The sequence below is a fragment of the Paenibacillus sp. S28 genome (genome assembly GCF_016624415.1).
GTDB lineage: Bacteria > Bacillota > Bacilli > Paenibacillales > Paenibacillaceae > Paenibacillus_AQ > Paenibacillus_AQ favisporus.
Genome location: NZ_JACVTM010000002.1, coordinates 95,658 through 120,347 on the forward strand (window position 1 = coordinate 95,658; position 24,690 = coordinate 120,347).

The following is a 24,690-nucleotide window of genomic DNA, read 5'->3' on the forward strand; positions in this document are numbered from 1 at the left end:
GGGGAAGCGCATTGAATTCACAAACCGACACCACGAGTCCCTTGAAAGAGCAAGCCTTGCAGGCGATCGACCGCCTCGTGCGATTTGCCCTGGATCACCGGCTCATTCAGGCTGAAGATGCCGACTACAGCCGCAACCTGCTGCTGGATATGTTCGGCGCAAGCGAGCCTTCTCTGGGCGAAGCTGAGCCGGAGGCCGCGGACAGCCCGCAGCCGATGATCGACACGCTGCTGGATTACGCGTTTGAGATCGGACTGATGCCCGAGAACACCGACACCTACCGCGACTTGCTTGATGCCAAAATAATGGGCCTGCTCATGGCGCGGCCTTCGGAAGTGATTGCGGAGTTTGAGCACACGGCACGGGAGCAGGGAATCGAAGCGGCGACCGACCGGTTTTACCGGCTGTCGATCGATTCGAACTACATCCGGATGGACCGGGTCAGCAAAAACGTATACTGGACGTACCCGTCGGAATACGGCGACATCGAAATGACCATCAACTTGTCCAAGCCGGAGAAAAGTCCGAAGGAAATCGCCATGGCCAAGCTGCTGCCGCCGCCGGTCTACCCTAAATGCCAGCTGTGCCGTGAGAACGTCGGTTATGCCGGCCGGGTCAACCATCCCGCACGCCAAAACCTGCGGATCATTCCGCTTGAGATGAACAACGAAAACTGGTTCTTCCAGTATTCGCCTTATGTGTACTACAACGAGCACTGCATCGTGTTCCACCACGATCACGTGCCGATGAAGCTGACGAAGGACAGCCTGCGCCGCCTGCTCGCTTTTGTAGACGTCTTCCCGCATTATTTTATTGGCTCCAATGCTGATCTGCCGATCGTGGGCGGGTCCATTCTAACCCACGACCACTTCCAGGGCGGGCGCCATACGTTCCCGATCCAGAACGCGCCGAAGGAAACATCCTTCGCTCACCCGCAGTTCCCGGGCGTCATGGTCAGCATCGTCAAATGGCCGATGTCTGTGCTGCGGCTTGCGTCGGCGGACAGCGCCGTCCTGCTGGAATGCGCTGATTCCATCTATGAAGCCTGGAAGCAGTACAGCGATCCGGAAGCCGAGATTTATGCTTTTACAGAAGAAGGCGGGCAGCGGGTGCCGCATAACACGGTGACCCCGATCGTCCATCGGACGCCGGACGGCGCTTACGAAATGGACTTGGTGCTGCGCAACAACCGGACCAGCGAGGAGCATCCGGCGGGGATTTTCCATCCACATGCCGAAATGCACCATATCAAGAAGGAAAACATCGGCCTCATTGAGGTGATGGGCCTGGCGATTCTGCCGGGACGGCTGAAGGAAGAGCTGGATCAGGTCGCGGATATTCTGTCCGGAAACCGCGGGCTGTATGAAGCGCTGCTACAGGACGACAACCATCCGCTCCAGGTCCACAAACCGTGGATCACCCGCCTGGTGGAAGAACAGGGCATGGAGCGGGACAAAGCTGCCGCCGAGGAATGGGTCCGCGAGGAGGTTGGACGCATTTTCGTGGAGATTTTGGGCCACGCCGGCGTCTACAAACGGACGGAGGCCGGGCAGCAGGCGTTCCGCCGCTTCCTTGCTTCGATGGGTTATACCGAGGCGTAATATACTATCTTCGGGGGATGCGCCCCCTTCATTACAAACCGCTTATTCCCTGCATGGGATGGGCGGTTTGTTTCTTCTGCGGCCGGAGGGTTATAATATTTAGGGCAACTCATTACATCATGGAGGCGAATCCGACAATGAAAGCATTTGAATTTCATAACCCGACCAAGCTGATTTTTGGCCAAGGTCAGCTGGATAAATTAAAAACCGAAGTTCCGAAATACGGGAAAAAGGTGCTGCTGGTCTACGGCGGCGGAAGTATCAAGCGCTCCGGCCTGTACGACAACGTGCTTGCGCTGCTCAAGGAAATCGGCGCCGAGGTGACCGAACTGGCGGGCGTAGAGCCGAATCCGCGCTTATCAACTGTACATAAAGGGGTGGACCTGTGCCGGACGAACGGCATTGAGCTGATCCTTGCGGTTGGCGGCGGCAGCGTCCTGGACTGCTCCAAGGCGATTGCGGTCGGCGCCAAATACGACGGCGATATGTGGGACTTTGTGGAACGCAAAGCCGCTCCGCAGGCGGCCCTTCCGCTCGGCACGGTGCTGACGATGGCGGCGACGGGCTCGGAAATGAACGGCGGCTCGGTCATTACGAACGAGCAAACGAAAGAAAAGATGGGCTGGGGCAGCCCGTTTGCCTTCCCGGCATTTTCCATCCTGGATCCGGTGAACACGTATTCCCTGCCGAAAGACCAAACCGTTTACGGCATGGTAGACATGATGTCCCACGTGCTGGAGCATTACTTCCACCAGGAGACCAACACGCCGGTTCAGGACGGATTCTGTGAAACGGTCCTTCGTACCGTCATCGAAACCGCGCCGAAGCTGATTAACGATCTGGAAAACTACGAGTACCGTTCTACGATCATGTACTGCGGCACGATGGCGCTGAACGGAGTGCTGAACATGGGCATGTCCGGCGACTGGGCGACCCACAACATTGAACACGCCGTATCGGCCGTGTATGACATTCCGCACGGCGGCGGTTTGGCCATCCTGTTCCCGAACTGGATGAAATATAACCTGAGCGTGGATCCAGGCCGCTTCAAGCGCCTTGCCGTCAACGTGTTTAACGTGGATCCGGCCGGCAAGAGCGACGAGCAGGTCGGGGAAGAGGGCATCCAAGCGCTTCGCGATTTCTGGAGCTCCATCGGTGCGCCGGCCCGCCTTGCCGATTACGACATCGACGACAGCCAGATCGAAGTGATGGCTGAGAAGTCGGTGCGCTTCGGTCCGTTTGGCAACTTCCGCAAATTGAACAAGGAAGACGTCATCGAAATTTACAAAATGTCGCTGTAAGCCGATAAGCGTTCCGTCAGCGACCGGAGAACTGGAGTATTTTTCCTTTCTCCGCCAATATAGCCAAGGGGCTTCCCATAAGGTCGATCCGACCCGGGAAAGCCCCTTTTTGCCGTTCTGCTGCTTTTGTGGATGGTTACAAATCATAATTCAGCTTCTCCGTACAAGTATATTTCCGTTCTATAATCATTGTTGCCTTCGTGCATACTCGTTTTCGTAAATGCCCTGAACAAGTTCCAGCACCGGTTTGCCGGCTTCGGCATACATCAACTCTGTGGGCTCGTTTTTCAACAGAAATACGCCGTTCAGGTTCTTATGCTTGCCGAAAGCCGCCTCATACAGTAGCGCAGCGCCCTTTGAAGGAGGACTCATGACCAGCTTCATCGCTATTTTTATATACCAGGGCAGCCCGGAATTTTTTCCTTTCCGCATCGTATTGTTTCCCCCGGGGTCTGCGCTGCGGATCGTCAAGCCTTCGGCGGCTGCCAAGGGGGCGATTTCGCGGGTCCACAGCGACAACGCCAGCTTGGAAGCGGCGTAGGGACCGAACAGCTTCTTGAACGTCCGCGGAGAGGCCAGCTCTGCCGGCTGGAAGCGGCGGACCATTTTCATCGCTGAGGAAGACGTGTTGATGATCGTTTTGAAGGAACCTTGCTTTACCAAATCTTTCAGCTCCATGAAGATGATATAGGGAACTACGGTTTGCAGCTCGAAGTGCATCTCCCGTCCCTGCTTGGAATACACAAGATCTGGGAAGCTGCCCCCGGCGTTGTTAAACAGCATGTCGATTTTGTCCTCCTTGCTCTTGATCTCGTCCAGCGCCCGTTGTAAGGCGGAGAAATCGGCGAGATCGGCTTTATATTGTCGAAGCTGCCGGTTGGCGAGAGCTTTCTGAATCAAGGCGTCGTCGCTGGGGAAAGCGGAACGGACCAAGGCAAGAACGGTCCAGCCTTCACCCAGCAGTCTGCGGGTCAGCTCCAGGCCGATGCCGTTGTTTGCCCCGGTAATCAGTGCAATTGAGTTGGTTTTCATATGTGCCTCCTAGCAAATGGATAGGTTTTTGTATTTGCGGTAAAGCCACTCTACAACTTGTAGTCGGCTACAAGTCAATCCCCATTTTCGAAAAACCTACCGGACTTGACCTGGAGTCAACTCCAAGTTGTATGATGGTATGAACATACCAGAAACGAAAGGGAAGAAAGCCATGACTGATGCATATACGATCAAAGAAGCCGCGGAGCATACCGGCATCCCCGAAGAAACGATTCGCTATTACGAACGGATCGGGATTCTGCCGCACGCAGAGCGTAAACCAAACCGCCACCGGGTGTACCGTCCAAAGGATTTGGAAACGATGAAGCTGGTCACCTGCCTGAAGAAGACGGGTATGCCGCTGGAGGAGATGAAGCCGTTTTTGAAATTGTCGGTCGGCGATGACATCAGCGAGCATCCGGAGCTGCACGATTTGATTTTGGAGCACCGGGCAAAAATCAGGGAACAGATGGACTCTCTTCAGCAGGTCCTGGATTTCATTGATTCTCAGATGATTGGAACAGCGCCTGAAGCGGAATGTGGTTTGGCCGACCAGCCGAAACGATTCGGCTTCCTGAGCTTGAAACCGTGAGCCAGCCGGAAGGAAAAGGAGGATTTTGGCGGAAAATTCCCGGAATTCTAACGAAAAAGGAAAATATTGAAACAATTTAGGCACTTCTAACGTATACCCTTATATAGACAGTCAGGAATACGCGCAGGGGGGAACGGAGGATGGAAACGCTTTATTGGAGCTGCCTGGCAGGCGGGGTTATTTTTGCGGTGGTCAGCGTGGTGCTTGGCGATATTTTGAGCCATGCGCTGGATGGGCTTCTCGATTTTTTGTCTGTTGATGTGTTGAAGCCGATGGTGATTGCGACGGCGGTGACCGTATTCGGAGGCGCAGGTATTCTGCTGCTGCGTTACACCGGTTTGCATCAGGGCCTAAGCGCACTTATCGCCGGAATTGGTGCCATTGCTATGGCGGGTGTCGTCTATGTTGTGTATGTCAGGCCGATGGAGAACAGCGAGAATTCCACGGGATATTCCATCCGCGAGCTCGAAGGCCGCATCGGTGAAGTGACGATTCCCATTCCGCCGGAAGGGTTCGGTGAGGTGATGGTGAGGCTGGGGGCAGGCAACACACTGCACATCGCCTCCAGTCTGGAGCGCCTTCCGCTGCCCGCCGGAACCCGCGTCGTCGTCGTGGATGTGCTGGACGGCGTCTTGCGCGTGACCGGACTCGAAGAGAGAAAAGGAGATGTGGTTTGATGACAGTGCCTGAATACCTGGTAATACCGCTGATCGTTATAGGGGTAATCGTCGTGCTTGGCTTGGCTTTCTGGGCCCGTTACAAAACGGTGGGACCGGATGAAGCCATGATCGTGACGGGATCGTTTCTGGGAAGCAAAAACATATCGGAAGATGAATCCGGACGCAAAATCAAAATCGTTCGGGGCGGTGGGGCTTTTATCCTGCCCGTCTTCCAGCAGTCGGAATTCATATCACTTCTCTCCCACAAGCTGGATGTGTCAACGCCGGAGGTGTACACGGAGCAGGGCGTGCCCGTCATCGCTGACGGCGTGGCCATCATCAAAGTAGGCAGCTCGATTGAAGACGTCGCGACCGCGGCGGAGCAGTTCATCGGCAAGCCGATTGAAGCCTTGAAGGGCGAGGCGCAGGAAGTGCTGGAAGGGCATCTGCGGGCCATTCTCGGTTCGATGACTGTGGAAGAGGTGTACCGGAACCGCGACAAGTTTGCCCAGGAGGTTCAAGGTGTAGCGGCCAGGGACTTGAAGAAAATGGGCCTGCAGATCGTCTCCTTTACGATCAAGGACGTACGCGACAAGCAGGGGTACCTCGATGCGCTCGGCAAGCCGCGGATTGCAGCGGTGAAACGGGACGCGGAGATCGCCGAGGCGGAAGCGATGCGCGATGCGCGGATCCAGAAGGCGAACGCCGAGGAGCAGGGGCAGAAGGCCGAGCTGCTGCGCGATACGAATATCGCCGAAGCGACGAAGGCGAAGGAATTGAAGGTAGCTTCCTTTAAGAAGGAACAGGACACTGCCAAGGCGGAAGCCGACCAGGCGTACCACATACAGGAAGCCCGCGCCAAGCAGACGATGGTGGAAGAGCAGATGAAGGTAGAGCTCGTTCGCAAGGAGCGGGAGATCGACCTGCAGGAGAAGGAAATTCTGGTGCGGCAGAAGCAATATGATGCCGAAGTGAAGAAAAAAGCGGACGCCGACCGGTATGCAGTCGAAGTCGCGGCTGAAGCCGACAAGGCGAGAAAGATGCTGGAGGCCGAGGCGCTGCAGTACTCCATCGAAACCCAGGCGAAGGCATCGGCCGAGCAGAAGCGGCTGGACGGCCAGGCCATTGCCGACGCAGAACGTGCCAAAGGTACCGCCGAGGCGGAAGTCATCCGCCTGCGGGGTCTTGCGGAAGCCGATGCGAAAGAGAAGCTGGCTGAAGCCTTCCAGAAGTTCGGCGAAGCGGCCATCCTCGATATTATCGTGAAAATGCTGCCGGACCTGGCGGGCAAAATCGCCGAGCCGATCGCTTCCATCGACAAGCTGACGGTGGTGGACACCGGCAAGGGAGAGGGCGCGGCACGCGTGAGCAATTACGTCACCGAGCTGATGTCGACGGCTCCGGAAATGCTCAAGAACGTGTCCGGCATCGACGTGGAGAGCCTCATCCAAGGCTTGACCGGACGGAAAACGCCTCCGGCTGCATCCGCGGCGCCTGCAGCCGCGCAGCAGGATTTGGTTACCCTGGAAGCGGGGGCAACGAAGGAATAATAGAACTCAACCGGGATAACCGGCGCTTTGCAAGCCGAATGATCGGCATGCGAAGCAGACGACGGTGTATCCCGATCCTCGATCAAACAGTAACAGAATTATAGCTTAAACGGCGGCTCGCTTTGGGTGATTTTCCAAAGTGAAGCCGCCGTTTTTGTTTGAGGGATTAACTATGAGCAAGGATTCACATTACAGCAGCAGTATCGCCGCGCCCATCATCGGGGTGATGACCATGCATGTTTTCAGCCAACGGGCGGGAACGCGCTTCGTAAACTTCGCCCCGACGTAAGAGCCGATCATCGTTCCGCACACCACCGCAATGAGCAGCCGGAAATCCAGGTACCCGATCGTAAAATAGCCTGCTCCGCCAGCCAGCGCGATCGGAATGATGACCATCATCGTCGTTCCTGCCGCATAGCGCATCGGCATGCCAAGCAGCAGCATGAGCCCCAGCTGGATGAACGGCGTGGAACCGATGCCGAACAGGCCGGACAGCATGCCGGTAACGACGCCGATCAGCAGCGCGAATGACCAATACCGCAGCCCCTTGGCGGCAGGCGGAGCCTGGTTAACGGACGCACCCGGCCGACGCGAGACGACCGCCATCCGCAGCCACAACGCGAGCCCCGAGGCGAACAGCATGCCGGAAGTCATCCAGCCCAGTTTATCCTCCGGAATGAGCGTTGACCAGCTGGAGCTGACCCACGCCCCCGCCGCTCCGGCCAAACCGACGACCGCGCCCGACTTCAGCAGCATATTTCCTTCGCGGTAATGGCTGACCGAACCGGAAAGGGACGAGAAGAACATCGCCGCCAGCGCGGTTCCCAGCGCGATATGAATCGGATATCCGAACACAACGGTCAAGATCGAAATGATAAAACCGGAGCCGCCCGCGCCCACGAAGCCCAGGAGCAGACCGAGCAGAATCATAACGGCAGAGATATCGATCAGCTTCATCGGTCGACCCTCCACACCTGATGGGGAACGCCGATTCCAGCCGGTTCCGGCAGGTCATCCTCAACGCGGCTGGTAGTGTCCAGCACCATGATGGCCGGTTTTGTCCCATAGACCGGCCATGCAGGCAGCGCGTCGATATTGGGATCCCCGTTTCGTATGAACGCGACCCAGGCTTCCCGCATACTTCTTGCGAGCGGGTATTGCTCGGCGGGTACAGCGTACGGATCGCCGGTTGCAAGGGCAGCTGAAGGCTGCGTTTCCGGATCCCAATGAATAAGGCTGCCCTCATAGCCGTGCGTCGCTCCGAGAGCGCTGCCAGCACGAAGCCGGTACATCCATACCGGGGTTCCTGAGGAAGCGAGGGCCTGTGCGAACTGCACAGCTCCAATCGTGTACAGATGCTCGGTTAACGTTGTACACCATGCGTCGGCTGGGGACATCGCCTCGGCATAATGCTGATAGGCATCCCATACGGCGGGAGCATGGCTTCCAAAAAATCTGTCGAGCGGTTCCCTGCCTGGGGACTGGAGCGTGGAATCGTCCCGGATAAAGATCGACGCTTCGTTTTCGTTCGTGCCGATCAGGAGCGGCGGCAGGCCGGAACTAGCAGCAATGCCGGCCAAAGGGTCCAAGGGAATGACCCGGCCGTCCGCCACCGGGCCGAACATGTGCAGGCTGCGCGACGTATCCGAGCCGACGGCGGACTGCGCTGCGATGAGCTGCTCGAACGGAAGCTCCAGCAGCAGGCTTGGATCTGCACCGGACAAGCCCAGCTCTTCCAGGATCCGGAGGGTGGTGACGTTGGCGGTGCGCCGATCCCGGATCGCTTGGGTGGCGCCGCTCTGTGCCACGGCCCGGTGGAATAACGCGCGTGCTGCTTCCATCGCATAGAGCGAAGCGGTGCACTTGGCACCGGCGGAATTCCCGATAACAGTCACGCGGGCCGGATCGCCTCCAAAAGCGGAAATGTTACGCTGAACCCACTGGAGCGCGGCCGCAATATCGAGCAGACCGTTGTTTCCCGAGGCTGCATATTCCTCGCCCAGCACCTCGCCCAAGTAGAGGAAGCCTAACGCGCCAAGGCGGTAATTGATCGATACGTAGACGATGCCATCCCCCGCCGCATGCCGCAAACCGTCGCAGTCCGCGCCGGTGCCCGATACGAATCCGCCGCCATGAATATACACCAATACGGGCATCGATTCTTTTTCGAATCCCCGGGTCCACACGTTCAAATACAAACAATCTTCAGACTGTATACGCGTAGCCCCTACTGAAGGATCGGTTTGCTGAGGGGCGAGCGGACCGAAGTGATCGCATTTTCTTATGCCGGGCCATGGTTGCGCAGGCGCAGGAGGCTGGAATCTCCGTTTGCCCGTCGGCGGCGCTGCATAGGGAATGCCCCGAAATACATAGGCCCCTTGTAAAGGTACTCCTGAGACTTTGCCTGATGTGGTTTGTACGATCAAGGTGCTCGACTCCTATTCCTATTGATTTGTGAACTATTATAACTTGTTTATTCCATGAACTATAATATATATTGAATTATATTTATCATAACTTATAGGTTATTCTCGAGATCGAAAGAGGGATACGGTATGGAACTGCTGCAGCTAAGATATTTTCAGGTTGCCGCCCGGATGCAGCATATGACCCAGGCTGCCCGCAGCCTGCATATTTCGCAGCCGGCGCTCAGCAAAATGATCGCCTCGCTGGAAGCCGAGCTGGGGACAAAGCTGTTTGAGCGGGAGCCCAAAAGCATACGGCTGAACGAGCACGGCAAGTTATTTTTGCACCAGGTGGATATTGCCCTGCAGGCCCTTGAGGACGGCAAGCTGCAGCTGCAGGACCTCGGCGGCTCTGCTTCTCCCGCCGTCTCGCTCGACGTCCGCGTTTCCTCGCATTTACTGCCGGACCTGCTGGCCGATTTCCGCAAAGAATGCCCGGCAGCCGAGTTCCATCTGCTGCAGCATTCGACGTTCGAAGGGGCGGCGAGCTTCGATCTTTGCCTTTCTGACGGGGCTGAACTGCCGCCGGGAACAACGTCGCTATCTTTGCTCGAAGAGGAAATTTTTGTTGCGGTTCCCGCGGACCATCCGCTCGCTGACCGTACGCAAATCGGCTTGAAGGAGCTGAGGGAGGAGAGCTTCATCTCGCTGCCCCCGGGCAAATCGCTGCGCGAAACGACGGATGCTTTTTGCCGCCTAGCCGGTTTTACTCCGCGTATCCGGTTTGAGAGCGACGACCCGGCCATGGTTCGCGGTTTGATCCGGGCGGGTCAAGGCGTTGCGTTTCTGCCGGCTATTACTTGGGGCGGCTCAACCGGGCCGGACGTCGTTCTGCTGCGGCTCGAAGAAAGCTGGTGCAAACGCTCGATTGCCTTGTCCTGGCCGCAGGAACGGTATTTGACGCATACCGCAGCGGCATTTCGCGATTTTGCCGTAAACTATTTTGCCAGGCTGACTGCATCGCATGATCAAGATAGTGGCCGAGGCGATTAAAACAGGGAATGCACGGTTTCATGTCCGCTCGGTTTGACGAATCGGCCGATTTCTGATATTTTTTCTGTCTGTCAGAGATGATAAAACTTATCAGGCGTCAGCAAACGAGGTGCATAGTGTGAGCAGTCTGCAAGTGAGCAAGGTGTTAAACAACAATGTCATCATTGCCGAGCATCCCCAGCACGGCGAGGTGGTAGTCATCGGCAAAGGGATCGGCTTTAATCGGAAGACCGGGCAGGCCATTCCGCTGGCTGAGGTAGAGAAGATGTTTATTTTGACCAAACCGGAGGAGCAGGAGCAGTATAAGCAGCTGCTGCCCCAGGTCGACGAGAAACTGATTGAAGCGGTCAACGAAATATTGCTGCATGCCGACCAGACCAGCTCAGGGGCCTTGAACGAGCATGTCCATATCGCACTGACGGATCACATCGCATTTGCGATCAAGCGCATGCAGCAGGGCATTCATATCCATAATCCCTTTTTGTACGAGACCAAAGAAATGTACCCCGAGGAGTTTCGAATGGCGGAGTTCGCCGTCCGGCTGATTCATCAGAAGCTTGGCGTGGACCTGGGTGAAGAGGAAGCCGGATTTATCGCCCTGCATATCCACGGCGCGCTGACCAACCAGCATATTTCCGAAGTTCGCAAGCATTCCGAGCTGATCAGCGATCTGGTCCACATCGTGGAGACGGAGATGGACTTCCGGGTCCCGCGGGATTCGCTGGACTACTCGCGCCTGATTACGCACCTCCGCTTTGCTTTGGAGCGGATCCGCAGAGGCGAGGCCGTAGAGGAAACAGACACGCTCGACGCCTTGATGCAGCGGGAATACCCGGATACGTACCGGCTCGCTCAAAAGCTGACCGGAGTGATGGAGGAGCGGCTCGGCCGGCCTGTATATCCGGCGGAAGTCGGATATCTGACGATCCATCTCCAGCGTCTGGTTCACAAAAAGCAGGGGCGCGTGGATTGATCGCGTGCGGGTGTGGCGCCTTTGATTGTGTATGGTCCCGCCGCTTTCACTTTGGAAGGAGCGCAGGCGCCTTTTTCGAATATCAAGCGCTTGCATCTTGGCGGGTTGGGTGCTACAATACTGACTGTAATGAACCCAATTGAACATGCATACGTGTTACTGATACGATCAGGCATGAGTAAACCTGTAGATCTTGGTTGTTTTCCCCATTACTGGGGCAATCTAACGCTTAGCGGTAGAGACCAGGATCCCGAGCGGATACTCATGCCTTTTTGGTATTTACAAAATCTCAGCAGAAAGCAGGATGATCCTCATGCAGCAAACGTTTAAAATTATCGATGAAGACGGAATCCATGCGCGTCCGGCGACGGCGCTTGTCAATACAGCTACCAAATTCAAGGATACGGAGTGCTTTGCCGAATCCGGCGGGAAGAAGGTCACTTTAAAATCGATTTTGGGCGTTCTGTCTCTGGATCTGGAGCAGGGCGACATCATTTCGCTGATCACGGAAGGCGGCGATGAGCGCGCAGCACTGGAAGCGCTTGAGCAGGTTATGGTTGGCGAGGGGCTGGGCGAGATTCATGAATAAGATCAAGGGAATCGCGGCATCGGCGGGAATTGCGATCGCCCGCGCATTCATCTTGGAGCATCCGGATTACACGGTAACCCGCAAGCAGGCGGATGACGTTCAGGCTGAGCTTGCGAAGCTGGATGATGCGCTGGCCAAGTCGCGGGTGGAGCTTGAGTCGATCAAGGCGCGGACGCTGGCGGAATTGGGCGAGAAAAAAGCGGAAATTTTCGAGTCGCATCTGCTTATTTTAAGCGATCCGGAGCTTATTGATCCGGTGAAGGACAAAATCCGGAGCGAATCGGTCAATGCGGAATATGCCCTGGATGAGACGGCAGCGCAGTTCATCCGGATGTTCGAAAATATGAAAAGCGCTTATCTTCAGGAACGCGCCGCGGATATGCGGGACGTGACCAAGCGCATTCTGAAGCATCTGCTCGGCCTTCAATACGTGAGCCCGTCGGAGATCGATGAGGAAGTCATCGTGATCGCCGAGGACCTGACTCCATCGGACACGGCGGGCTTAAACCGCAAGTTCGTGAAAGGCTTTACGACGAATATCGGCGGTCGAACGTCGCACTCGGCCATCATGGCCCGTTCGCTCGAAATTCCGGCAGTGGTCGGCACGAAAAGCGTTCTAAGCTCCGTGCAAAGCGGCGAGCTGGTGATCGTGGACGGGATTGAAGGTGATGTCATCATCCATCCGACCGAAGAGGTGATCGCCGAATACACGGCAAAGCAGCAGGCCTATGCGAAGCAAATGGAGGAGTGGAAGCAGCTCCGTACGGAACCGACCGTCTCGAAGGACGGGGTTCATGTGGAGCTGGCGGCCAACATCGGTACGCCGAACGACGTGGCGGGCGTTCTTGACAACGGCGGCGAAGCGGTCGGGTTGTACCGGACCGAGTTCCTCTACATGGGCCGCGACAAGCTGCCTTCGGAGAATGTGCAGTACAACGCCTACAAAACCGTGCTGGAGCTGATGGAAGGCAAGCCGGTGGTCGTGCGCACGCTGGACATCGGTGGCGACAAGGAGCTGCCTTACATGGACCTGCCGAAGGAAATGAATCCGTTTCTCGGATTCCGCGCGATTCGCCTCTGCCTGGACCGGCAGGACATCTTCCGGATCCAGCTGCGGGCTCTGCTGCGGGCCAGCGTGCACGGCAACCTCCGCATCATGTTCCCGATGATCGCCACGCTTGCCGAGTTCCGGGCAGCCAAGGCCGTTCTTCTGGAAGAGAAGGATAAGCTGGCGGCGGAAGGCATCGCCGTTGCAGACGACATCCAGATCGGGATCATGGTCGAAATTCCGTCGACAGCCGTCCTGGCGGACGTATTCGCCAAGGAAGTGGATTTCTTCAGCATCGGCACCAATGACCTGATCCAGTACACGATGGCAGCCGACCGGATGAACGAACAGGTATCGTACCTGTATCAGCCCTATAATCCGGCGATCCTTCGTTTGGTCAAAATGGTCATCGACGCCGCGCATCGCGAGGGCAAGTGGGTCGGCATGTGCGGCGAAATGGCCGGGGACGCCGTGGCCATCCCGATTCTGCTCGGCCTCGGGCTCGACGAGTTCAGCATGAGCGCCTCGTCCATTCTTCCGGCGCGCAGTCAGATCTCCAAGCTGTCCCGGGCGGACATGGAGCGACTCGCCGAACAGGCGCTGCAACTCGGCACGGCGGAGGAAGTGACGCAGTTGGTGCAGAGCCTTCAGTAGTGGATGGTTCTGCTGGTGACCAGCGGGATTTAGAGAGGCATCACGATTTATAACCCTTATTTATCAACCTGAGTTTAGCTAAGCTTTGCACGCATAACGCATATCTTTATCCGAACTTGGCTGGTATTCTACGGAATGCCGGCCTTTTTTTATGTGGGTATGTCTCCGGTTTACAGAAAATATTTAAAAAAAGAACACCCTGAAAAGGGTGCTCTTGGGTATTCTCTCCAATATCTGAATTCGCATTGAATCCGAATTATATCGAATCCAAATCCGAAAATCAGCTGCAGGCGCAGTTCAGCACCGGCTTGCGTGCCGCGGTCGTTTCGTCCAGCCGCGTCACCGGTGTGTCGTACGGCGCGTTCAGCAGCAGCTCCGGCTGCTCCTCCGCTTCCTTCGCGATGCGGATCATCGTATCGATAAAGGCGTCGAGCGTGTCCTTGCTCTCCGTTTCGGTCGGCTCGATCATAATGCACTCCTCCACGTTCAGCGGGAAGTAAATGGTCGGCGGGTGATAGCCGAAATCGAGCAGGCGCTTCGCCACGTCCAGCGTACGGATGCCGTACTGCTTGAGCGGGGAGCCTGACATGACGAATTCGTGCTTGCAGACGCCCGGATACGGAATGTCGAAGTATGGCGCGAGCCGGCTCATCATATAGTTGGCGTTCAGCACGGCGCACTCCGATACGCGGCGCAGACCTTCCGGGCCGTAGCTGCGGATATAGGTGTAAGCGCGGACGAGAATGCCGAAGTTGCCGTAGTACGCCTTGACCCGCCCGATGGACTGGTCGCTGCCGCCTTCGAGCGTATATTTGCCTTCAGCCGTTTTCGACACGAGCGGGCGGGGCAGGAACGGAATCAGGCGGCTCTTCACGCCGACCGGACCGGCTCCCGGACCACCGCCGCCGTGCGGCGTGCTCATCGTTTTATGCAAATTCAGGTGCACGACGTCAAAGCCCATGTCTCCCGGGCGGGTGATGCCCATGATCGCGTTGGAGTTGGCTCCGTCGTAGTACAACAGGCCCCCTGCCTCGTGGACGATGGCGGCAATTTCCTGGATCTGCTCTTCAAACAGGCCGAGCGTGTTCGGATTGGTAAGCATCAGCGCCGCGGTGTCGCTGCCGACGGCGGAACGCAGGGCGTCGAGGTCGACGAGGCCTTTGTCGGTCGACGGGATCGTAATCGTCTTCAGCCCCGCGACGGTGGCGCTGGCCGGATTGGTGCCGTGCGAGGAATCCGGCACGATGACCTTGTCGCGCTGCTCGCCGCGGCTTTCATGGTAGGCGCGGATCATCATGAGACCGGTCCATTCGCCATGCGCGCCGGCGGCCGGTTGCAGGGTCACGGCGTCCATGCCGGTCAGACCGGCCAAATCGTCCTGCAGGCGGTATAGCAGCTCAAGCGCGCCCTGAATGCTGTCCTCCGGCTGATACGGATGGATTTTGGCAAAGCCCGGATAACGGGCGACATCTTCGTTCACTTTCGGATTATATTTCATCGTGCAGGAGCCGAGCGGATAGAAGCCGTTGTCCACCCCGAAATTGCGGCGGGACAGCTCGGTATAGTGACGGATGACGTCCACTTCATACACTTCAGGCAGCGCGGCCGGCTCCGACCGCAGCATCGAGCTTGGGATCAGCTCTTCGGTTTCCTCAACAGGGACGTCAAACTCCGGTAAAGAGTAGGCAATCCGTCCAGGATGGCTCAACTCGAAAATCAACGCTTTTTCCTGAATCATATGCAGCCCTCCAGCGCTTCAGCAAATTGGTCGATCTGTTCTTTGGTGCGGCGTTCCGTGACAGCAATCAGCATATGTCCTTCCAGTTCGGAATAAGCTCTGCCGAGGTCGTACCCGCCGAGGATGCCTTTCTGCAGCAGCTTCGCATTGACTTCGGCCACGCGGGTTCCTTCCGGCAGCTTAATGACAAATTCGTTAAAATACGGGGACGTGAACGGCATGCTTACCCCTGAAATGCTGCCCAGCCGGCGTGCGGCGTAATGGCTCTTCTGCAGATTCAGCTGGCCGACCTCGATCATGCCCTGCTTGCCCATGACCGACAGGTATACGGATGCACAGAGGGCGAGCAGCGCCTGGTTGGAGCAGATGTTGGACGTCGCTTTCTCGCGGCGTATATGCTGCTCGCGGGCCTGCAGCGTCAGAACGAAGCCGCGCTTGCCGTTCCGGTCGACCGTCTGGCCTACGATCCGTCCGGGCATGCGGCGCATATGGTCCTGCGAAACGGCAAAGAATCCGCAGGTTGGCCCGCCCAAGGAAGATGAGATGCCGAGCGGCTGCGCGTCGCCGACGACAATGTCGGCTCCGAGCTTGCCTGGAGCTTCGAGAATGCCGAGGGAGATCGGGTTGGTGCTGACGACCATCAGCCCTTTGCTGGCATGGATGAGGTCGCCGATGGCGGCCAAATCTTCGATCGCTCCGAAGAAGTTCGGGCTCTGCAGGAGCACGGCGGCCGTTTGATCGGACACGGCTTCAGCCAGCTCGGCCAGGTTGGTGACGCCGTTTGCGGAAGGGACCTCCACGACATCGAGACCGAGCCCTTTGGCATACGTGCGGACAACCTGACGGGCCTCCGGATGCACCGTGCTGGACACGAGCAGCTGCTTGCGCTTTGTGGCGGCGCTGGCCAGGGAGCCGGCTTCAGCGAGGGCGGTGGCCCCGTCATACATACTCGCATTGGCGACGGCCATGCCGGTCAGCTCGCAAATGTAAGACTGAAACTCGAAGATCGCCTGCAGCTCGCCTTGGCTGATTTCCGGTTGATACGGCGTGTAGGCCGTGTAAAATTCGGAACGGGACACGACATGGTTGATGACCGAAGGGATGTGGTGATCATAAATTCCCGCGCCCAGAAAGCTGGCATATTGGTCCGTATTGGCATTTTTAGCGGCAAGCTCCGACAGGTGCGTCGTCAGCGCGTATTCATTCAGTCCCGGGGATACGGGCAAGTCCCCTTTGAAACGGATTTCTTCAGGAATGTCCTTGAACAGGTCCTCAAGAGAGGAGACGCCGATCGTATCCAGCATTTCCTGCTGGTCCTGTTCGGTCATAGGCAGATAACGGTGTTTCAAGTGGAGTCAGCTCCTTTAGATTAGGTTGAAAATCGTATCATGCTGTTAGCCTGCTATTTATTTGCGCTCGCGTTTGTAGAAAGGAGTACTTACGACCTTGGCTTTGAGCCGCTTGCCCCGGACGTCGACTTCCACTTCGGTTCCAAGGGCGGAATAGCCGCTTTGCACGAGCGCGAGCCCGAGATTACGCTTCAGCGTCGGGGACTGGGTTCCCGTCGTCACTTCGCCGATCTGCTCATCTCCCGCATATACGGGATAATGGGAGCGGGGGATGCCCCGGTCGATCATTTCGATGCCGACCAGTTTGCGCGGCACGCCGACGTCTTTCTGCTGTTGCAGGGCCGCCTTGCCGATAAAATCGGCCGCTTTGCCCAGCTTGACGAAGAAGCCGATGCCGCCTTCGAGCGGGGAGATGTCCTTGGACAGCTCCTGTCCGTACAGAGGCAGCTTCGCTTCGAAGCGAAGCGTGTCGCGGGCGCCGAGCCCTGCCGGAATCAGGCCCGCACTCTCGCCTTGCTCGAGCAATCCGCTCCAGACCGCAGGAGCATCCTGTGCGGCAAGGTAGATCTCAAAGCCGTCTTCCCCCGTATAACCGGTGCGGGAAATCAACGTACTAGCGCCGAACAGCTTCACATTTTGGATAAAATGAAACGGGGCGAGCTGCCCCAGATCGGCATCGACGAGCGGCTGCAGCACCGCTTCAGCCTTCGGCCCCTGAAGTGCCAGCAGCGCAGTTCCATCGGACTCGTTCACCATGTTCACGCCGTCCGGCCGATGCTCCTGAAGCCAGGCCCAATCCTTGTCAATGTTGGAGGCATTCACAACCAGCATGTAGGACTCCACACCCAGCTTGTAGACGAGCAGGTCGTCGACAACGCCCCCGTCCGGATAGCACAAAGCGCTGTACTGCGCCTGACCCGGCTCGAGAACCGATACGTCATTGACGGTCACGAGCTGGAGAAAATCCTCCGATCCCGGGCCGTCCACCTTGAATTCGCCCATGTGGGAAACGTCGAAGAGCCCGGCGGCCTCGCGGACCGCCTCGTGCTCTTTGTGGATGCTGCTGAACTGGACGGGAAGCTCCCAGCCGCCAAAATCGATGCAGCGGACGCCGGGAACCTGTGCATAGAGCGGAAAAAGCGGTGTTCTTTTCAATTCGGACATGAGTCACCTCGGTTTTCACGTGTTACCACGGATTGTTTAGGCTTTTCATCATAAAAGTTCTTTCAAGCAGCACAAAAAGGACAGGGCGAAAGAATAAGCATGCGTGCTCGCATACTTTCTTTCAAGCTCTGTCCTTGGTACCTGAGAGTTACCTTACGGATGCCGGTGAATGGAGCGGCCCGGGACTTCACAGGCGAAATTCGGGCTCCACATCAACCCCGGGCAACAAGCAAGTTTCCCCTTGGGTGATTCTTACGTTCAGAATTCTCTCCAGAGATGCGTCCGGTAATCGTCCTTTTGCCTGAGAGATTCACCCGGGTCCGGGCTTACTCCTTCGGCGTTACTGCTCGCAGTAATCTCTCCCATTACCATCATCCGCTATACGATTGTTTGTTCACGACATCATAAAGCTCGAATCAAATGTTCGAGTTCGTTCTATATATTATTAATACTCAAAGTACAAACCGGTGTCAACAACATTATCATAATGCCTATTTACGAATATTACAATGAATTTATGTTGATAATGTTCGATTTTGGGTATTTTGGTCCAAGCGGTACTCTGAGGGGACTGTATCGTCCCAGAGCTGTCTGCCGAAGGTGAAGCGAATCAGGATGTTTGGGAGGAGCTGTGATGATGAAGAACGTAGTAGGCGTCGATATGGGATGTACGAAAATGCTGATGGTTGCCGAGGTGGATGGACAGCTTGTCGAGCGGAAGGTCCCTACCGGGCTGGATTGTTCGCTGGAATATCTGGCGGGGGAGATTGACCGTTTTATAGCAGGGCTCCCGTATGAGCCGGAGGGGCTGGGAATCGCGCTTCCGGGACTCGTAGAGGGAGACCGCCGCCTGCAGTTTTCCGATATCCACGCGCTGTGTGGGGTGACGGCTGACGATTTTGCCAAAGGGCGCTTTCGCTGCCGTCTGATCAATGACGTGAAAGCGGCGACGGTTGCCGAGGCGGCCAATTATCCGGAAAAGGATACGGTCGCGGTGATGATGGCCGGCTCGGGGCTGGCGCTCGGGGTCTACTCCAAACAGCGGATGTATACCGGCGCAGGCGGGTTTGCCGGGGAGCTGGGCTACACCGTTATTGCGACTGAAGCCGGGCCGCGCAAGGTGGACGAACTGGCGGGCGGCATCGGAATTCTCGCTAGGGCGGGCTGCGGTATCGACGCCTTCCTCGCCAAGATCCGAGATGGAGACGGCGATTCGTTGGCTTTGCTGGAAAGTGCCGGCTTTTACTGCGGGCTGGCCATCACCAACGTGCTGCACCTGTTTAATCCGGACGTCCTGGTGATTGGCGGCAGTACCTCCACCTATCCGGGATATATGGACACCGCTTTGCAAACGGCCGAGAAGCATACACTGCCGGACATGTTCCAAGCGTGCTCCTTCGCATCCCCGAAAGACGGCAAGCGGATCGCGGCGCTCGGAGCGATGCAATTTTTGCGCACTGGAATGGAGTTTTAGACGAGGCCGCATATGTTATATTGACACCCGTATTCGCTCTGCTTTATTCTTAGTTCAGAGTTTAGAAAAGTAGAGCGGATGCTTGGAAAGTAATTGAATATTCAGCGGATGAACGCGCGCGGGAGAGACCGCCCATCGTATAAGGGCGGCACCGAAGGAGCAAGCTGCAGGTAGGCACATGCAGGCAGCTAATCTCTCAGGTACAAGGAACCGCCGCGGGACGCGGCTCTGGAGAGAGCTATACGGCCACCCAAGGGGAACGCGGCGCACGATGCCGCACAAACTCTCAGGTACAAGGGACAGAGAAAAGGTGCTGACGCCTTTTTTGCTGTCCTTTTTTCTGTCTAATTCATCGCAAAGCGCGTCGAAAATAGCTAACGGGGAGCGTAGAACGAAGTGAGATTTAAAAATGTGTTTTCCATTATCGGTCCCTCCATGGTGGGGCCTTCCAGCTCGCACACCGCGGGAGCGGTACGCATCGGCAGAGTAGCGCGTCAGCTGCTGGGCAGCCAGCCGGAGACGGCCAAGATGACGCTGTTCGGTTCTTTTGCAGAGACGTATTGGGGACATGGAACCGATTTGGCGCTGACCGCCGGGCTGATGGATTATGATACGGATGATCAGCGGATTCCGCAGGCGGACGTGCTTGCCGAAGAAGCCGGCATGACCCTGGAATGGGTTCAGGGCCGGGGCAACGGACCGCATCCGAACTCGGTCAAAATCCAGCTGACCGGGGGCGGCCGAACCGCCGAAATCGTAGCCGCCTCGATTGGCGGCGGGACGATCGCGGTATATTCGCTGAACGGTTTTGACGTGCAGATCACGGGCGAATACCCGACCCTGGCGGTGAAGCATTCCGACAGCCAGGGCGTTCTGGCCAACATGACCGCGCTGCTCAGCCAGGACGGATATAATATCGGATATATGGATGTGGACCGCAAGGGTCGCAGCGGGGATGCGATGACCGTGTTCGAACTGGATTCCGCTCCGGAAGAGAGCACGATTCAGGCCATCAGCAAGCTTCCCCATATCAAGGAAGTCACGATGATCGATTTGACCAAAAGGAGCTAACCATCATATGAGATTCGAGACCCTCGAACAGCTGGCGGACATTTGCCGCCAGGAGAACAAGACGATTGCCGAGGTTATGCTTGAGGATCAGGCGCGCGAAACGGGCGTCTCCCGCGAGGAAGTATTCCGGCAAATGGCCGAATATTACGGTGTGATGAAGGAAGCGGTGCGCCAGGGGCTCACCGGCAACACCAAGTCGCGGAGCGGACTCACCGGCGGCGATGCCAAAAAGGTGTCCGATTATATGCAGCAGGGCGAAACATCGCTTGGCGGCCCTGCGGCCGAGGCGATGGCCTACGCGCTGGCGGTGTCGGAAGTGAACGCCTCGATGGGACGCATTATCGCGACGCCGACAGCGGGCTCGTGCGGAATCATCCCCGGCGTATTCGTCAGCGCCCAGGAACGCTTCGGCTGGGAAGACGAACATTTGGTCAAGGGCTTGTTCTGTGCCGGCGCCATAGGTTATGTTATAGCCAATAACGCCTCGATCTCGGGGGCGGAAGGCGGCTGCCAGGCGGAAGTCGGTTCGGCGATCGGCATGGCCGCGGGTGCGATGGTCGAGCTGCGCGGCGGCACGGCCCAGCAGGCCGTTCATGCTGTTGGCCTGGCGCTGAAGAACTGCCTCGGCCTGATCTGCGATCCGGTCGCCGGGCTGGTGGAGATTCCCTGCATCGTCCGGAACGGGCTGGGGGCCGTCACCGCCCTGGCGGCTTCGGACATGGCTCTTGCCGGCGTTGGTAGCGTTATCCCGGCCGATGAAGTGATCGGCGTCATGCTGGAGGTCGGAAGCGCCATGCCGGCCAAGCACCGCGAGACCGGGAAGGGCGGACTCGCCCAGACGCCAACTGGCCGCAAGCTGACCAAGGAACTGGTGGAACAGCGCCGCAGAAAGGCCAAAGAAGCTAAAGCGCCTGCCAAGGAAGACTAACCTATTAACGGCAGCCCCAAAATTGAAATCAAAGGAGACGCGAAATCGATGAGCAATGTGAAGGAGAACCGTTGGTACAGCAAGGATCATGAATGGGTGGAAAAGGCAGGCGGATCTGTGGTCCGCATCGGGATCAGCGACTTTGCCCAGCACCAGCTGGGGGATATCGTATTTGTGGAGCTGCCGGAAGCCGGCGCCGACGTAGCGGCCGAAGAGAGCATCGGAACGATCGAGTCGGTCAAAACCGTGTCGGATCTGTTCAGTCCAGTGAGCGGCAAAGTGACCAAAATCAACGATGCGCTGGAAAGCGAGCCGGAGCTCGTCAACAGCGAGCCGTACGACGGAGGCTGGATGATCGAGGTAGAGGTTGAAGGAGATTTGGACGAGCAGCTGCAATCGCTGCTGACGGCAGAGCAGTATGAGCAATTTTTGAACGAATAATAACGATATCGAGACAGGGGCTGGGGCACATCGTGCCGCAGCCTCTTTGATTTTATACGACGATTTTATACGACGGCCCGTTATCCCTGCACAGCTTACTGCACCTGCAGTGCGGGTAATTTTCTTAACTATTCCTTCAAGCGAGCTTATTTATGACCAGGATTCGGTTTGTCGAAAACAAGAATAAGAGGAGTGTACATACGCCGCTAAATGGAAGTTGCGCTGCATCTATTATTCTATGAATTTGAAAGAACCGTGCAACTATGGGGTAAATGCTAGCGTACAAGCATATAATGATTTAACCATGCAGTCACAGCTGTCCCGTAAATTTGGGCAGTGAAAAGCTTATAGAACCCCTTACAAATGGCAAGAAAGTAACATAGGATGTAGTGAAAGCGATTTTTTGAGGCATTTATTCAGGTAAACCATGGTGGTGAGATGAATGATGATGAATAACGTGGAAATATATGAAGGCGGCGACCTGGGATGTCATTATACGCATCTTGAAAGTATATTCAAAGTTTGGGCGCCGACGGCGGCGAAGGTAACCCTGGCCTTGTACGACGACGCGGGAACTTATGACGGCGGAGCGCTTACCGATCACGCCGGAGGGTTCGAAATTGGCATGAGACGCGGAGAAGGCGGCGTATGGTCACTTCATTTCAGAGGCGATTTGGCCGGAAAATATTATATGTACAAGGTGGAGCACCCGGACGGACGGGAAGTTTATGCGGCCGATCCTTACGCCTGGGCGGTCAGTGCCAACGGGCAGCGGACGGCGATCGTCGACGTGAAGGCCGCAAGCCCGGAGGGCTGGGAAGAGGATGAAACTCCCGGTCTTGTGGGGGTGGAAGACTCGGTTCTCTATGAACTGCATGTCAGGGATTTTTCGATCAGCCCGGATTCCGGGCTCCAGTATAAAGGCAAGTTCAAAGCGTTTACGGAGACAGGCGTGCGGGACGCAGCCGGCAGCCGGCTCGGCATCGATCATTTGGCCGAACTCGGCGTGACACATGTCCATCTGCTGCCGATTTTTGATTATGCGACGGTGAACGAGCTGACGGTCGATGATCCGGACTCGGCGGAACCGAAATTCAACTGGGGTTATGATCCCCAGCATTACAACGTGCCGGAAGGCTCCTACGCGACCGACCCGTCAAGCCCCGAAGTCCGGATCCGGGAGTGCAAGGAGATGATCATGGCGCTGCACCGCAAAGGAATCCGGGTCGTGATGGATGTGGTGTACAATCATACCTACTCTGCGGGGGACGGCCTGTTTGAGAAGCTTGTGCCGGGTTATTTTTACCGGACCGATGCGTCAGGGCGGTTCAGCAACGGCTCCGGCGTCGGGAACGAGCTGGCAACCGAGCGCCCGATGGTCCGCAAGTACATCAAGGATTCCCTGCGCTATTGGGCGGAAGAATACCATATCGACGGATTCCGTTTTGACCTGATGGGTCTGATCGACACGGACACGATCGCGCAGATCACCGAGGAGCTCCGCCGCGAACATCCGGGACTGCTGATTTACGGGGAGCCTTGGACAGGCGGTGAAACGCCGCTGAAGCAGCAAACCTTGAAAGGGTCCCAAAGAGGCAAAGGCTTTGCCGTTTTCAACGACAATTTCCGGGGGGCCATCAAGGGAGACAGCGACGGTTCGGGAAAGGGCTTCGCCACGGGGCAGCCCGGCAAGGAAGCGGCGGTATTGGCCGGCGTTCAGGGGGCAATCGACGATTTCACCGGATCACCTACGGAGACGATCAACTATGTGACGGTTCACGACAACCTTAACCTGTGGGATAAAGTACTGATAACGCAGGGACTGGGAGGTGATCTGATCCGGGGTATCGATAACGGCCAACTTGCCGGAGGGGGGAGCCTCGAAGATGCTGTCGCAGCCACCGATCCTTACCGGAGCATAGACCAGGACCGGCTGCTGGAGAACGAAAGCGTCCGGAGAGCGCTGCTGGCCAACGGCATCGTGCTAACTTCTCAGGGGATTCCGCTCATTCATGCGGGTGACGAGATGCTCCGCAGCAAATTCGGCGACCACAACAGCTACCGGAGTGGAGATGCGATCAACGCCATCCGCTGGAGCAACAAGTCCCGGTTCCTGCCGGTATTCGAGTATTACCAGGGGCTGATCGCGCTGCGCCGCGCCCACCGGGCGTTCCGTATGACCGACAAGGAGCAGATCAAACGGAGCATGGAGGTCATGCGCTGCGACGGCAATGTCGTCGCTTACCGGCTGAAGGACCATGCCAACGGCGATACGTGGAAAAATATCATCGTCATCTACAACGCAAACGTTCGGGAGGCGCAGGTCGACATTCCGTTTTCCATTACCGGCTGGAAGGTGGCCGTCAAAAACCTTCAGGCCCGGAACGGGGCGCTGGAGATGATCGTAGACGAAACGGTGAGCGTCCCAGGCCTGTCGGTCATGGTTCTGTATGAGGAAGAAGGCGGCCGTCCGCGCCCGCTCAAGACGGTGGAGCTGCATTATGAGCGCCAGGACCGTAAATATGACGGCTGGAACTTATGGGTATGGGGCAGCGGCATGCGGGAGCGCCGGGTCGATTTTGACCGGATGGAGGACGGACGCGCTGTGGCGACGATATATGTCCCGCTGAACGTGCAGGAAATCGGATATATCGTGCGGCTGAACGAGTGGGAGGCGAAGGACTGCGACCAGGACCGGTTTATCAAGCTCGGATGGCATCACAGCAAGCTGAAGGTGCTTGTCCGGAGTGGATCGGACGACTGGAAGAAGATCAGCTGACGCCCGGGTGCCGGGAGAATGTGGCCGTCTGTGTAAGGGGGCTGGCTGGAGCGTACGGCAACCTGGGAATGGAGCAGCTTAACAGGTTGGAAGGTTTGGCCGCTTTAGAAGCTTGCAAGCTGAGAAGCCTAGAAGCCTAGAAGCCTAGAAGCCTAGAAGCCTGGGGCGACGGTATGACGGAAATATGGAGCTTTCTTTTCTGTAACCGGGATAGGGATGCATGCATTTTACAAAAACGGGTGATTCCTATAAAGTAAAGTGAGATTCCCTTGGATAGGGTGATATATAA

The 24,690-nt window shown here is 56.9% G+C and carries 20 protein-coding genes and 2 riboswitches; of the genes, 14 read left to right on the forward strand and 6 right to left on the reverse strand.

Annotated elements, in window-relative coordinates:
* The first annotated feature begins 11 nt into the window (after positions 1-11).
* Together IAE55_RS04855 and IAE55_RS04860 are read left to right on the forward strand one after the other, a co-directional pair.
* A complete protein-coding gene (locus IAE55_RS04855; protein ID WP_200631253.1) occupies positions 12-1,601 on the forward strand; it encodes a UDP-glucose--hexose-1-phosphate uridylyltransferase in 1,590 nt (529 codons plus the stop codon).
* A 137-nt stretch (positions 1,602-1,738) separates the two neighbouring features.
* Positions 1,739-2,902 (forward strand): iron-containing alcohol dehydrogenase, encoded by a 1,164-nt coding sequence (locus IAE55_RS04860; protein WP_163879753.1) that lies wholly within the window; start codon positions 1,739-1,741, stop codon positions 2,900-2,902.
* Between the two features lie 186 nt (positions 2,903-3,088).
* Here IAE55_RS04860 and IAE55_RS04865 read toward each other — a convergent pair whose 3' ends face one another.
* Positions 3,089-3,934, reverse strand: coding sequence for an SDR family NAD(P)-dependent oxidoreductase (locus tag IAE55_RS04865; protein WP_200631256.1), 846 nt, complete (start codon positions 3,932-3,934; stop codon positions 3,089-3,091).
* Positions 3,935-4,106: 172 nt separating this feature from the next.
* Between IAE55_RS04865 and IAE55_RS04870 the strand changes: the two genes are divergently transcribed.
* The 3 genes from IAE55_RS04870 to IAE55_RS04880 all read left to right on the forward strand — a co-directional run bounded on the left by IAE55_RS04870 (position 4,107) and on the right by IAE55_RS04880 (position 6,735).
* Positions 4,107-4,526, forward strand: coding sequence for a MerR family transcriptional regulator (locus IAE55_RS04870; RefSeq protein ID WP_145157824.1), 420 nt, complete (start codon positions 4,107-4,109; stop codon positions 4,524-4,526).
* A 140-nt stretch (positions 4,527-4,666) separates the two neighbouring features.
* On the forward strand, positions 4,667-5,203 hold the full coding sequence (locus IAE55_RS04875) for a protease (RefSeq protein WP_200631257.1): 537 nt from the start codon (positions 4,667-4,669) through the stop codon (positions 5,201-5,203).
* On the forward strand, positions 5,203-6,735 hold the full coding sequence (locus tag IAE55_RS04880) for a flotillin family protein (protein WP_181152989.1): 1,533 nt from the start codon (positions 5,203-5,205) through the stop codon (positions 6,733-6,735). Before IAE55_RS04875 ends, IAE55_RS04880 begins: the two co-directional genes overlap by 1 nt.
* Before the next feature lie 189 nt (positions 6,736-6,924).
* Here IAE55_RS04880 and IAE55_RS04885 read toward each other — a convergent pair whose 3' ends face one another.
* Together IAE55_RS04885 and IAE55_RS04890 are read right to left on the reverse strand one after the other, a co-directional pair.
* Entirely contained in the window at positions 6,925-7,692 is a 768-nt protein-coding gene (locus IAE55_RS04885) for a sulfite exporter TauE/SafE family protein (RefSeq protein WP_145157829.1), read from the reverse strand.
* Positions 7,689-9,161 (reverse strand): carboxylesterase/lipase family protein, encoded by a 1,473-nt coding sequence (locus tag IAE55_RS04890; protein WP_200631258.1) that lies wholly within the window; start codon positions 9,159-9,161, stop codon positions 7,689-7,691. Before IAE55_RS04890 ends, IAE55_RS04885 begins: the two co-directional genes overlap by 4 nt.
* A gap of 129 nt (positions 9,162-9,290) precedes the next feature.
* On the opposite strand from IAE55_RS04890, the gene IAE55_RS04895 reads away from it, so the two are divergent.
* The 4 genes from IAE55_RS04895 (at position 9,291) to ptsP (ending at position 13,457) form a co-directional block, all read left to right on the forward strand.
* On the forward strand, positions 9,291-10,193 hold the full coding sequence (locus tag IAE55_RS04895) for a LysR family transcriptional regulator (RefSeq protein WP_200631259.1): 903 nt from the start codon (positions 9,291-9,293) through the stop codon (positions 10,191-10,193).
* 118 nt (positions 10,194-10,311) lie between these two features.
* On the forward strand, positions 10,312-11,166 hold the full coding sequence (gene glcT / locus IAE55_RS04900; protein ID WP_145157837.1) for a glucose PTS transporter transcription antiterminator GlcT: 855 nt from the start codon (positions 10,312-10,314) through the stop codon (positions 11,164-11,166).
* Between the two features lie 313 nt (positions 11,167-11,479).
* The gene (locus tag IAE55_RS04905; RefSeq protein WP_200631261.1) at positions 11,480-11,755 is read left to right on the forward strand and encodes an HPr family phosphocarrier protein; all 276 of its coding nucleotides are present in this window, start codon (positions 11,480-11,482) and stop codon (positions 11,753-11,755) included.
* A complete protein-coding gene (ptsP, locus tag IAE55_RS04910) occupies positions 11,748-13,457 on the forward strand; it encodes a phosphoenolpyruvate--protein phosphotransferase (RefSeq protein WP_200631263.1) in 1,710 nt (569 codons plus the stop codon). Before IAE55_RS04905 ends, ptsP begins: the two co-directional genes overlap by 8 nt.
* 280 nt (positions 13,458-13,737) lie before the next feature.
* Here the strand turns inward: ptsP and gcvPB are convergent, their stop codons facing one another.
* The 3 genes from gcvPB to gcvT are packed head-to-tail and all read right to left on the reverse strand — an operon-like array spanning position 13,738 to position 17,708.
* On the reverse strand, positions 13,738-15,195 hold the full coding sequence (gene gcvPB, locus IAE55_RS04915; protein ID WP_105444427.1) for an aminomethyl-transferring glycine dehydrogenase subunit GcvPB: 1,458 nt from the start codon (positions 15,193-15,195) through the stop codon (positions 13,738-13,740).
* A complete protein-coding gene (gene gcvPA / locus IAE55_RS04920) occupies positions 15,192-16,544 on the reverse strand; it encodes an aminomethyl-transferring glycine dehydrogenase subunit GcvPA (RefSeq protein ID WP_200631265.1) in 1,353 nt (450 codons plus the stop codon). The genes gcvPB and gcvPA overlap by 4 nt, the downstream gene beginning before the upstream one ends.
* A 57-nt stretch (positions 16,545-16,601) precedes the next feature.
* Entirely contained in the window at positions 16,602-17,708 is a 1,107-nt protein-coding gene (gcvT, locus tag IAE55_RS04925) for a glycine cleavage system aminomethyltransferase GcvT (protein WP_200631270.1), read from the reverse strand.
* 279 nt (positions 17,709-17,987) lie between these two features.
* Positions 17,988-18,083, reverse strand: a riboswitch (glycine riboswitch).
* A 259-nt stretch (positions 18,084-18,342) separates the two neighbouring features.
* Here gcvT and IAE55_RS04930 point away from each other — a divergent pair.
* The 5 genes from IAE55_RS04930 (at position 18,343) to pulA (ending at position 24,401) form a co-directional block, all read left to right on the forward strand.
* Positions 18,343-19,182: an ROK family protein gene (locus tag IAE55_RS04930; RefSeq protein ID WP_200631272.1), complete on the forward strand. Its 840-nt coding sequence runs from the start codon at positions 18,343-18,345 to the stop codon at positions 19,180-19,182.
* Positions 19,183-19,292: 110 nt separating this feature from the next.
* Positions 19,293-19,405, forward strand: a riboswitch (glycine riboswitch).
* Positions 19,406-19,578: 173 nt separating this feature from the next.
* On the forward strand, positions 19,579-20,253 hold the full coding sequence (sdaAB, locus tag IAE55_RS04935) for an L-serine ammonia-lyase, iron-sulfur-dependent subunit beta (RefSeq protein ID WP_200631274.1): 675 nt from the start codon (positions 19,579-19,581) through the stop codon (positions 20,251-20,253).
* A gap of 7 nt (positions 20,254-20,260) precedes the next feature.
* Complete coding sequence (sdaAA, locus tag IAE55_RS04940) at positions 20,261-21,181, forward strand: L-serine ammonia-lyase, iron-sulfur-dependent, subunit alpha (protein ID WP_076169680.1); 921 nt, start codon at positions 20,261-20,263, stop codon at positions 21,179-21,181.
* Between the two features lie 48 nt (positions 21,182-21,229).
* Entirely contained in the window at positions 21,230-21,622 is a 393-nt protein-coding gene (gene gcvH / locus IAE55_RS04945; protein WP_076169681.1) for a glycine cleavage system protein GcvH, read from the forward strand.
* 442 nt (positions 21,623-22,064) lie between these two features.
* Positions 22,065-24,401 carry a type I pullulanase gene (gene pulA / locus IAE55_RS04950; protein ID WP_200631276.1) on the forward strand — a complete coding sequence of 779 codons (2,337 nt, stop codon included), beginning with the start codon at positions 22,065-22,067 and terminating at the stop codon, positions 24,399-24,401.
* Positions 24,402-24,690: the final 289 nt, after the last annotated feature.